Source organism: Streptomyces sp. NPDC001443 (genome assembly GCF_053597355.1).
Map to the genome: position 1 here is coordinate 242255 of NZ_JBSFIA010000006.1, position 11413 is coordinate 253667.

Annotated in this window: 10 protein-coding genes and 1 rRNA gene; all 11 read right to left on the reverse strand. The window is 69.1% G+C overall.

Annotated elements, in window-relative coordinates; genetic code table 11:
- Positions 1–232 precede the first annotated feature (232 nt).
- On the reverse strand, positions 233–1723 hold the full coding sequence (locus ACWC24_RS10255) for a DNA polymerase IV (RefSeq protein WP_450662383.1): 1491 nt from the start codon (positions 1721–1723) through the stop codon (positions 233–235).
- Between the two features lie 56 nt (positions 1724–1779).
- On the reverse strand, positions 1780–2424 hold the full coding sequence (locus ACWC24_RS10260) for a MerR family transcriptional regulator (RefSeq protein WP_450662384.1): 645 nt from the start codon (positions 2422–2424) through the stop codon (positions 1780–1782).
- Between the two features lie 238 nt (positions 2425–2662).
- A complete protein-coding gene (locus ACWC24_RS10265; RefSeq protein ID WP_003988851.1) occupies positions 2663–3136 on the reverse strand; it encodes a bifunctional nuclease family protein in 474 nt (157 codons plus the stop codon).
- 94 nt (positions 3137–3230) lie between these two features.
- Complete coding sequence (ftsR, locus tag ACWC24_RS10270; RefSeq protein ID WP_450662385.1) at positions 3231–3968, reverse strand: transcriptional regulator FtsR; 738 nt, start codon at positions 3966–3968, stop codon at positions 3231–3233.
- A 45-nt stretch (positions 3969–4013) separates the two neighbouring features.
- Positions 4014–4916: an FHA domain-containing protein gene (locus ACWC24_RS10275; RefSeq protein ID WP_450662386.1), complete on the reverse strand. Its 903-nt coding sequence runs from the start codon at positions 4914–4916 to the stop codon at positions 4014–4016.
- A 61-nt stretch (positions 4917–4977) separates the two neighbouring features.
- Entirely contained in the window at positions 4978–5757 is a 780-nt protein-coding gene (locus ACWC24_RS10280; RefSeq protein WP_450662400.1) for a DUF881 domain-containing protein, read from the reverse strand.
- 719 nt (positions 5758–6476) lie between these two features.
- On the reverse strand, positions 6477–6809 hold the full coding sequence (locus ACWC24_RS10285; protein ID WP_003988855.1) for a small basic family protein: 333 nt from the start codon (positions 6807–6809) through the stop codon (positions 6477–6479).
- Complete coding sequence (locus ACWC24_RS10290; RefSeq protein ID WP_450662387.1) at positions 6806–7642, reverse strand: DUF881 domain-containing protein; 837 nt, start codon at positions 7640–7642, stop codon at positions 6806–6808. Before ACWC24_RS10290 ends, ACWC24_RS10285 begins: the two co-directional genes overlap by 4 nt.
- A gap of 166 nt (positions 7643–7808) precedes the next feature.
- The gene (locus ACWC24_RS10295) at positions 7809–10304 is read right to left on the reverse strand and encodes a sugar phosphate nucleotidyltransferase (protein WP_450662388.1); all 2496 of its coding nucleotides are present in this window, start codon (positions 10302–10304) and stop codon (positions 7809–7811) included.
- Between the two features lie 113 nt (positions 10305–10417).
- Entirely contained in the window at positions 10418–11026 is a 609-nt protein-coding gene (locus ACWC24_RS10300) for a CDP-alcohol phosphatidyltransferase family protein (protein WP_351616052.1), read from the reverse strand.
- A 108-nt stretch (positions 11027–11134) separates the two neighbouring features.
- Positions 11135–11251, reverse strand: a 5S ribosomal RNA gene (rrf, locus tag ACWC24_RS10305).
- Positions 11252–11413 lie beyond the last annotated feature (162 nt).

The window sequence follows — 11413 nt, forward strand, 5'->3', positions numbered from 1 at the left end:
ACACCTCGCACCCGACTTCCCGCCCGGACGGGCACCCCGCACGTCGGGCGAGGGCCGACGGAACGCGCCCGGGCGCGCACGGACCGCCCACGGGATGCGCTCGCGGGTGAGCGGACGGTAGCCCTGGACAGCTTCCGCTGCCGCTGCTGGGGCCCGGCCGTTCCGCACAGCCGGAACCCGGACCGTTCCGGGCAGCCACGACTCCGTCCCGTCAAGACCACCGAGCCCGCCGTCAGCCGGTCGCGCGCTCCCCAGCGGTCGCCGGCTCGCCGTCCACCGGTTCCCCGTCGAACGGTTCTCCGTCCAGCGGCTCCCCGTCGAACGGTTCTCCCTCCGCTGCCGCTTCCTCGGCACCGCGAACCACTCCCGGACTCTCGTCCTCCGCCGGTCTTCGCCGTACCAGCGGCAGTGGATCCGCCGGTTCCAGGTCGGGGTCGTCGATACGGAAGGTCCGCACCCGACCGGGTGCGGAGTCGGGCGTCTCGAACCGGACGGTGACCCGGCCCAGGCCGCTGCCCTGCACCCACCCGTGCCCGTGCTCGGCATGCCGTACGTCGTGACCCGCCGGCCAGTGCCGCTCGGCCGGCTCCGGCGGCTGCGGCACGACCTCGTCCGCGGCAGCCTCCCCCTCCAGCTCGCCCGCCTGTTCGCCGGCCGCCTGCGCGAACAGGTCCTCCTGCGTGTAGTCGGCCAGCCCGGTCACCCCCACCCCGAGCAGCCTTACGCCGCCCGTGGTGTCCACGGAATCGAGCAGCCGGGCCGCCGCCTCGCGCACGACGGCCGGATCGTCGGTGGGGCCACGCAGCGTCTCGGACCGGGTCAGGGTGGAGAAGTCGTACCGCCGCACCTTCAGCACGATGGTCCGCCCGGACAGACCGGCCCCGCGCAGCCGCCCCACGCACCGGTCGGCCAGCCGCGCCACCTCGAACCCAACCCTGAGCCGGTCGTGGATGTCCACGTCGTACGTGTCCTCGACCGACACCGACTTGGCCTCCCGCTCGGCCACCACGGGCCGGTCGTCGCGCGCCAGCGCCATCGCGTACAGCGCGTGGCCGTGCGCCTTGCCCAGCAGCCGGACGAGCTCGTCCTCGCCGGCCCCGGCGATCTCGTCGACCGTGGTGATCCCGGCCCGCCGCAGATGGTCGCCGGTGGCCGGACCGACGCCCGGCAGGATCCGTACCGGCTTGGGCCCGAGCAGCGCCCGCTCGGTGCCCGGGTCGATCAGCACCAGACCGTCCGGCTTGGCCTGCTCGGAGGCGATCTTCGCAAGCATCTTCGACGCGGCCAGCCCCACGGACCCCGTGAGCCCCGTCACCGCCCGTATGTCGGCACGCAGCTTCTCCCCCGCCGACCGGGCCGACCCCGTGTCCCAGGCCGCTCCACCGGCCTCCAGGTCCACGAACGCCTCGTCCAGACTCAGCGGCTCCACCAACGGCGACAGCGCCCGCAGCAGCTCCATCACCTGCTCGCTGATCGAACGGTAGAACCCGAAGCGGGGCACGAGGTAGGCCGCGTTCGGCACCAGCCGACGGGCCTGAGCCGTGGGCATCGCCGAGCTGACGCCAAAGACCCGTGCCTCGTACGAAGCGGTCGCCACCACCCCGCGCGGCCCGATCCCGCCCACGACGACGGCCTTCCCGCGCAGACTCGGCTTGGACGCCTGCTCCGCCGAGGCGAAGAAGGCATCCATGTCGAGATGCAGGATCGTGGGCGCGGTTCTCACATCTCCGATGCTGCCCTACGCCACTGACAATGCCCTCGCGCGGCGCCGGGGCGGACTCAGACGGCCCGGTTGCGCCGCCGCGCCAGCTCGTCGGCCGGGTTGGGTCCGACCAGGGTCTCCCCGGTGTCGATCCGCTCCCCGTGCAGCTGTGACAGGGCGCTCTCCACGTCCCGCCACACCACGCCCACGGCGATCCCGAAGACGCCCTGCCCGCCCTGGAGCAGCGCGTGGACCTCGTCGGGCGAGGTGCACTCGTACACCGTCGCGCCGTCGCTCATCAGCGTCATGCGCTCCAGGTCGCTGAAGCCCCGCTCCTTCAGGTGCCGCACGGCGGTACGGATGTTCTGCAACGACACCCCGGTGTCGAGGAACCGCTTGACGATCTTCAGGACGACCACGTCGCGGAAGCTGTACAACCGCTGCGTCCCGGACCCGTGGGCGGGCCGCACGCTCGGTTCGACCAGGCCGGTACGGGCCCAGTAGTCGAGCTGCCGGTAGGTGATGCCGGCGGCCGCGCAGGCCGTCGGACCCCGATAGCCGATCTGCTCGGACGCCATGGACGTCGCCCCTCCGCTGCTCGGCACTGCCGAAGGCCGCTGCGGAGCATGGTCGGCCGCATGACCGTGAAGCGGGTACGGGCCGCTCGCCCCGAAACCGCGTCCGGGGGCACCCCCAGCCATACCGCCGCCGCTGCTGCTCACGCCGACCTCCGTCCTTGACCTGCCTCCTCGACGGTAGGCAGTCACCAGGGGTGCGTCAACGATCGCCACACTCGGCACGCCGAGTGATAATCACCCTAGGAGTGGTTTCCCGTACCTCACCGCGGGGAAAGGCTAGCCGAATGCTCTCGGGCGGAGCCGTAGGACGCACTCACTGGCCGCTGGCAATTGCCGCCGCCGTGGCGCGCCACCCGACCGGGGCGACACGCCCGCTCAGCGCCTACTGGCTGCTGCTGCCGAAGTCCTCGGGTGAGATCTGGTCGAGGAACTCACGGAACTTCTCCACCTCGTCCTCCTGCTCGTCCGGGATCGCGATGCCCGCGTCGTCCAGGACCGTGTCGCTGCCGTAGATCGGCGTCCCGGTACGCAGCGCCAGCGCTATGGCATCGGACGGACGGGCACTGACCTCGACCCCGCTGGCGAACACCAGCTCCGCGTAGAAGACGCCCTCACGCAGGTCCGTGATACGCACTTCGGTGAGCTCCTGGCCGACGGCTTCGAGCACGTCCTTGAACAGGTCGTGGGTCAGCGGTCGCGCGGGGGCCATGCCCTGCTGGGCGAAAGCGATCGCCGTCGCCTCCCCCGGCCCGATCCAGATAGGGAGGTAACGGTCGCCTCCCACTTCACGCAGGAGCACGATCGGTTGGTTGGAGGGCATTTCGACCCGGACACCTACGACATCGAGCTCGTTCACACAGCAACCCTAGGCCGTGCCCGGGATGTTTGGGTAGTCGGGCCGGGAACGGGCGCCCGATCACGCCGTCCGGGAGGCCCGGGGTGCCCGGCTCTCAAGGCAGCCGGACCCCGAGCGCGGTCTGCACCAGCGCCGCGTGCAGCTTCGTCGTGAGCCCCGCGAGCTCCTTGGTGCGGTCCTCGGCGTGTGCCCTGGTCTGCGGGTTGCGGTGCCGTCTGAGCGGGGCCACCACCTGATCCACCAGCCCGGCCTCACGGTCCGCGGCGGCCTTCATGAGCCTCAGATGGCGAGGCTCGATCCCGAACCGCCCCAGCTCGATGACGAGCGAGGCGACCGTGACCGCCTCGGCGTCATACACTCCGCCCTCCAGCGGGGTGATGAGCCCGTAGGACTGCCACTCCTCGAGCTCGCGTTCGCCGACCTCCGCGGCGGCGAGCAGCTCGGCCCGCCCGATCCGGGCCGCGGTGAAGCCGTCGGAGACCTCCGGGACGGCCTCGCCCTCCCGCTGGCGCCCCAGCGCGGGCAGCCGTACGGCCTCCCCGCGCTCCATGGCGTCCAGGTGCTCACGGATCACCTTGAGCGGCAGATAGTGGTCGCGCTGCATCCTCAGGACATGGCCGAGACGCTCGACATCCTTGATGCTGAACTTGCGATACCCCGAAGGGGTCCGCTGCGGCTCGATGAGGCCCTCCGACTCCAGGAATCGGATCTTGGAGATGGTGACCTCGGGGAACTCCTCGCGCAGCGTGTTCAGCACCGAGCCGATACTCATCAGCCCGCTGTCCGCCTCGGCGGTGCCGTGCCCGGCACCGCCGCCCGGTGTTCGAAGCATGGACCTTCCCTGGGGGTCCCCCCGGACGCAGGGTCCGGGGGAGGGTCAGTAGCCTCGCTGGCTCGCGTAGAAGACCAGCCGGTACTTGCCGATCTGTACCTCGTCGCCGTTGGCCAGCGGGACCTCGTCGATCCGCTCACGGTTGACGTACGTGCCGTTGAGACTGCCCACGTCGGCGACCGTGAACGTGCCGTCCTGGCCACGCCGGAACTCCACGTGCCGACGCGAGACCGTCACGTCGTCGAGGAAGATGTCGCTCTGCGGGTGCCGCCCTGCCGTGGTCAGCTCGCCGTCCAGGAGGAAGCGGCTGCCCGAGTTCGGGCCCCGGCGCACCACCAGGAGCGCGGAACCCAGCGGCAGTGCGTCGACGGCCGCCTGCGCCTCGGGCGACAGCGCCGGCACCGCCGTCTGGCCGGTGACCTCGGCGTCGTAGGCCTCGATCCCCGAGATCGAGATCGTGGACGTCGTCTCGGACGCCCGCTCGGGCGTCAGACCGGGGCGCAGCGGTGCGCCACAGTTGGAACAGAAGCGGCTGTTTTCGCCGTTGCGGTTGCCGCACCTCGTACACACCAGGGCCGACACGGAAAACCCTCCACCCGAACTTGAGGTTGACGGTTGCCCGAAACCTATGCCGCCGGACTGGGCAGGGTCAACTGACGCCGCGCCCTGACCTCCGGAGACGTCACCACCCGGGCCAGCCACCTGGTCCCGGAACAACGGCCGCTGGCCGTCCGCGTCGGGCTGTGCGCGATGGCGAGCGGTCGCGTTTTCGCTACCCTCTCGAGCGCTCTTGCCGAACAACTTCGCAAACAACTTCACGGGCGATTCCCCTTGACCGAAACAGACCCGCCCGTGGGGCAGGACGAACCCTGACTCAATACACCGGTCGACCCGGACATCTTCACAACGTCCGTATCCACCAGACAGTTTCCACCACGCACCACCCATTCGGTGCGCCGACCCCCCGCAACCTGATGCCCTGGGCCGACGACCACCATGCACCCCCGGTTCACTGGGAGGACGACCGAGCGTAGTCAGGCCGCTCCGCCGCCCGCAAGGCATTCACGACGATCTTGCTCGAACGCTCGACGGTAACCGTGGCCTGCTCCTTCTCCAGTGTCTGCACCACGCCTCCAGGGATGTTGAGCGCCGGTTCGAGATCCTGCGGCTTGCCGATGACAGTGAAACGATACGGAGCGTTGATCTTGTTCCCGTCGACGCTCACACTCTTTCCGGACTCTGTCAGATACGTGCCTGCGACCACGCGCACCCCGTTCACCTGGATCGCCTCCGCGCCTGCGGCACGCAGTTCCTGGATCGCGTCGAGCAGCATGTCCGCCTGGACCGTCCCCTTCGTGTCCTCGACCGTCATCGTGATGCCGGGCCCCTGCGCGGCCACCGTGCCCGCGAGGATGCCGAGTTGCCGCTCCTTCTCGAGCGTCTGCTTACGGGCCTCCTCGGCCTGGTCGGAGCTGTTCTCCAGCTCGTCGCGCTGCTTCTCGAGACCTTGCTTCTCGTCCTCAAGACGCTGAGTACGGTCATCCAGTTCATCGAGGATCCGAACAAGATCTTCCTGGCGTGCGCCGCGCAGCGCGCTGTCGCTGTCGCTGTTCGACGCCACCTGCACCGCCAGTCCGAAGCCGAGACCGAACAGCAGCACGGCCACGATGAGTTGGGCCCGCGACAGACGCGGCGGCCACAGCCCCTGCGCCAGTCGCTGCCGACCGGACAGCACGGGCTCTGCCGCCGTGTCGGCCGGCTGCTCGGCCTGGACAGGCTGCGCGGGCACCTCGTCGGGCAGTTCCCTGCGCAGCCCTTGCTCGGGCCGGGACCACTCCGGCTGCGGCTGAGACTGCTCGGGTCGAGGCCGCGACCATTCCGGCTGCGGCCGGGGCGGCTCGGGTTGGGGCCGCGGCCGCTCCGGCTGCAGACGGGACCACTCCGGCCGGGGCTGCGGCTGCTGTATCAGGGGGCGTTCGGGCTCGGGCCGGTGCGGCTCCGGCCGCTGCTGCACAGGCTGCGGCCGCTCGGGCTCGACCCGACGCGGCTCCGGCTGTGACCGCTCAGGCTGCGGCCGCTCAGGCTGCGGCCGCTCAGGCTGCGGCCGCTCAGGCTGCGGCCGCTCAGGCTGCGGCCGCTCAGGCTGAGGCTCGGACCGACGCGGCTCCGGCTGGCGCCGCTCCACCTCGGACCGAAGCTGGCGCAACCGCTCGAGCTCGGGCCGACGCGGCTCCGGCGCCTGCGGCGCAGGCTGCGTCCGCTCAGGCTCGACCCGACGCGGCTCAGGCCGGCGCCGCACGGGCTCAAGCTCCGGCCGCGACTGCTCAGACTCCGGCCGAGGCTGCTCAAGCTCAGGCTCGGGGCGACGCTCCCCCGACTCGGGCCGCGCGGGGGCGGGCTCGGGCCGACGCTCCTCCGGCTCGGGCTGCTCGGGCTGCTCGGGCTCGGGCCGATGCTGCTCGGGCCCGCGCGGCTCAGGCTGTTCGTCCTGGTTGCTCATCGTCGGTCTCACGCCCGGAACACGTGCCGACGGATGGCCGCGGCATTGGAGAAGATGCGGATGCCGAGGACGACCACGACACCCGTGGACAGCTGGGCGCCCACGCCCAACTTGTCGCCCAGGAAGACGATCAGGGCCGCCACGACCACGTTCGACAGGAACGACACGACGAACACCTTGTCGTCGAAGATCCCGTCGAGCATGGCCCGCAGACCTCCGAAGACGGCGTCGAGCGCCGCCACGACGGCGATCGGCAGATAAGGCTCGACGACCGCCGGAACCTCAGGGCGGACCAAAAGGCCGGCCACGACTCCCACGACGAGGCCCAGTACGGCGATCACGATGTGCCCTTCTCGGATATCGGCTGTGCTGTACGTACGATCACACTCGGTGCGGCCGGCAACCGGAGGTCGCTCTCCGTGGAGATGGCGGTCCGGATGCCGTAGTTCTCCTGCAAGGCGTTCAGATACAGGCCGTCGGCACTGTCCTGGAACTTGGCGCTCAGCCGCTTCCCGTCCCCCACCGCGAGCACCGTGTAAGGCGGCACCAGCGGCCTGTTGTCGACCAGTATCGCGTCCCCCGCGGCCCGGATCGCCGACAGCGCAGTCAGGCGCTGTCCGTTGATGGAGATCGCCTCGGCGCCCGACTCCCACAGCCCGTTGACCACGCGTTGCATGTCCCGGTCGCGCACCCGCCCGGTGTCGGAGAACCCGGAGGTCTCACGCGGGTCCCCGTTTCCTCCGGTGGTGGCTTCCTTCGCATCGTCCACGACCAGTTTCACGCCGGGCCCGTGCACCTCGGAGGCGCCCGAGAGAATGCCCACCAGTTCGGCCCGGCTGTCGCCGCCGTCGTCGCGGAGCGCCTCCCGCTGCCGTGCGCCCACGTCGTCCCGGAGCTCGTCGACGGTGCCCTCCAGCTCGTCCGCCGCCTTCGTCTCACGGTCGATGCGGTCGATCAGCTCCTGGCGCTCCTTGGCGACCACCGGAGCCGCGATCCGGGCCTGCGCCGCGCCGACCGTCACGACCAGCGCGGCGAGCACCAGACCGCCGGCGAGACCCAGCTTCCCGCTCAGCGTCCGGGGCAGGCCACCGCCGCCCTCGGCCTTCTTGCGGGCGGCTGCCTCGGCGTATCCGTCGTCCAGGCTGTGATCCATGACGTTGGTGAGCAGCGACATGGACGCGTCCGGACGCGACGGGCGCGTGAATGTACTCCGAACGGGGGGCTCCTGCGGCATGCCGCACATCGTCGCATGTCGCGACCCATACCTCCGAACGGCCCCTCCGACGTGCCGGACAGGCCCCCTCGGGGACACTTGTCCGGCACGCCCACGGACCGGGCCGTCAGCGGCCGGCGCTGTCCACGACCGCCGCCCACTCGTCGAGCAGGGCCTGCGCGGAGGCGTCGTCCGGCCCTTCCGCCCACAGGTGGGTGACCGCCTCGGCCGGATCGGGCAGCACCATCACCCAGCGCCCGTCGGTCTCCACGACCCGTACCCCGTCCGTGGTGTCCACGAAGCGGTCTCCCGCCTCCTCGACCACCCGGCGCATCACCAGTCCCTTGACGGCCCACGGAGTCGCCAGATCGCGCTTGAGGACGTGCGCCCTCGGGATCCGCGCGTCGATCTGGCTCAGCGTGAGCTGTGTCCGGGCCACCAAACCGATCAGTCGTACGAAGGCCGCGGTGCCGTCGAAGACGCTGCTGAACTCGGGAACGATGAATCCGCCCTTGCCGTCCCCACCGAAGATGGTCGCCTCGTCCCGCCCGACCCTGGTCAGGTCGTCGGGCGAGGTCGTCGTCCACTCCACCTGGGTCCCGTGGTAGGCGGCCACCTGCTCGGCGATCCTGGTCGTGGTCACCGGCAGGGCCACCCGGCCGCTGCGCCGCTCCGCGGCCACGAGGTCGAGCATCACCAGCAGCGCCCGGTCGTCCTCCACGATCCGCCCCTTCTCGTCGACGAGCGAGAGCCGCTCACCGACCGGGTCGAACCGTACGCCGAACGCGGCCCTGGAGGACGCCACGATCTCACCGAGCCTGACCAGCCCGGCCCGCCGCACCTCGGCGCTCTCCGTCGGCCTGGACTCGTCCAGACCGGGGTTGATCGTCAGCGAGTCCACGCCCAGCTTACCGAGCAGGCTGGGCAGGACGAGACCCGCCGAGCCGTTCGACGCGTCGACGACGACCTTCAGCCCGGACTCGGCGATACCGGTCGTGTCGACGTTCCGCAGCAGGGATCCCGTGTACGAGTCGAACACGCTGGCCGGGAAGTACAGGTCCCCGATCTCTCCCGGGAACGCACGCCGGTACTCCTGACGCGCGAACACCCGGTCGAGCTTGCGCTGGCTGGCCTGGGACAGGTCCGCGCCCTGTCCGTCGAAGAACATGATGTCGACGGAGTCCGGCACACCGGGCGAGGTCCTGATCATGATCCCGCCCGCACTGCCGCGCGCGGTCTGCTGCCGGGCGACCGGCAGCGGTACGTTCTCCAGGTCGCGGACGTCGATGGCACTGGCCTGCAACGCGGAGATGACGGCCCGCTTCAGCGCGCGGGCACCACGGGAGTGGTCACGTGCCGTGGTGACCGTGGCGCCCTTCTTCAGCGTCGTCGCATAGGCCCCGGCGAGGCGCACGGCGAGCTCGGGCGTGATCTCGACGTTCAGGATCCCGGACACACCGCGTGCACCGAACAGATTGGCCTGTCCTCGCGACTCCCAGATCACCGATGTGTTGACGAAGGCGCCGGCCTCGATGGTCTTGAACGGGTAGACCCGCACATTGCCCTGCACGATCGATTCTTCACCGATCAGGCACTCGTCGCCGATGACCGCGCCGTCCTCGATCCTGGCGGCCCGCATGATGTCGGTGTTCTTGCCGACCACGCAGCCGCGCAGATTGCTGTGCTGACCGACGTACACGTTGTCGTGCACCACGGCCCGGTGCATGAAGGCTCCGGTCTTCACCACGACGTTCGAGCCCACGACCGTGTGCTCCCGGATCTCGGCACCGGCTTCGACCTTGGCGTAGTCACCGATGTAGAGGGGGCCGCGGAGAACGGCGTCGGGATGCACCTCGGCGCCCTCGGCCACCCATACGCCCGGGGAGATCTCGAACCCGTCGAGTTCGACGTCGACCTTGCCCTCGAGGACGTCCGCCTGCGCCTTCACATAGCTCTCGTGCGTACCGACGTCCTCCCAGTAGCCCTCGGCGATATAGCCGTAGATCGGCTTGCCTTCCTTCATCAGCTGCGGGAAGACATCGCCGGACCAGTCGACCGGCACGTCGGGTTCCACGTAGTCGAACACCTCGGGCTCCATGACATAGATGCCCGTGTTCACCGTGTCCGAGAAGACCTGGCCCCAGGTCGGCTTCTCCAGGAAGCGCTCGACCTTGCCTTCCTCGTCCACGATGGTGATACCGAATTCCAGCGGATTGGGTACGCGCGTCAGGCAGACGGTGACCAGCGCACCCTTTTCCTTGTGGAAGTTGATCAGCTCGGTGAGGTCGAAGTCGGTCAGGGCATCTCCGGAGATGACGAGGAAGGCATCGTCCTTCAATGCTTCCTCGGCGTTCTTGACGCTTCCGGCGGTACCGAGTGGCTTCTCCTCATTGGCATAGGTGAGCTCCATCCCGAGCTCTTCGCCGTCTCCGAAGTAGTTCTTGACCAGCGATGCCAGGAACTGCACGGTTACGACGGTCTCGTTGAGCCCGTGCCTTTTGAGCAGCCTCAGAACGTGCTCCATGATCGGCCGGTTGGCCACCGGCAGGAGCGGCTTGGGCATGCTTGAGGTCATGGGGCGAAGGCGTGTGCCTTCGCCTCCGGCCATCACGACGGCCTTCATGTCGGAAGCGTCCTCCTCTAAGAGACGACGGTCTAGCCGACTTCACCCGCCTTGATTGTCCCGCACTTTTCCGCAACGGGCCATCGAGCCACTATTACCGCCGAAGGGCGAGCTCAGTCGGCCATGGCGTCCGCACGAACGAGACGGCGGACCTGCACCACGTAGAGGACTCCTGCCCACCAATAGAGGGTTGTACCCCACCCTGCGAACGCCCATCCGAAAACAGCCGCGAGTGACGCGATCCATCCACTTCCGTCACTCAGGAGAAGCAACGGGAAGGCGTACATCAGGTTGAAGGTGGCGGCCTTGCCCAGGAAGTTAACCTGCGGCGGCGGGTAGCCGTGCCGTCTGAGGATGCCGACCATGACCAGCAGGACCAGCTCACGCGCGAGAAGTATGCCGGTCAGCCAGAGCGGGAGAATCTCACGCCAGGTGAGCCCGACCAATGTCGAGAGAATGTAGAGCCGGTCGGCCGCGGGGTCGAGCAGCCGGCCGAGGCTGCTGATCTGGTTCCAGCGTCGTGCCAGCTTGCCGTCCAGATAGTCACTGATGCCGCTGAGCGCCAGTACGAGAAGGGCCCAGCCGTCGCTGTTCGGCCCGCCGAACTCGGGCCTGAGGATCAGCCACAGGAAGAGCGGCACGCCGGCAAGACGCGCCATGCTCAGGATGTTCGGGATGGTGAGGACCCGGTCTGTCTGGACGCGGGTCTCCTGGACCTCCACCCGGGGGCCTCCAGTAGAAAATGTGCCGATGATTCCCACTGACCTTACCTCAACACAAAAAAGCTCTGGCTCTTGGGCTGATGCCCAAGAGCCAGAGCTCTAAAAGGAGTTCGGCGGCGTCCTACTCTCCCACAGGGTCCCCCCTGCAGTACCATCGGCGCTGTGAGGCTTAGCTTCCGGGTTCGGAATGTAACCGGGCGTTTCCCTCACGCTATAACCACCGAAACACTATGAAACTGACAACCGCACCACGCTCTGTGACAAACGTGGGGTTGTTCGTGGTTTCAGAACCAACACAGTGGACGCGAGCAACTGAGGACAAGCCCTCGGCCTATTAGTACCGGTCACCTCCACCCATTACTGGGCTTCCAGATCCGGCCTATCAAC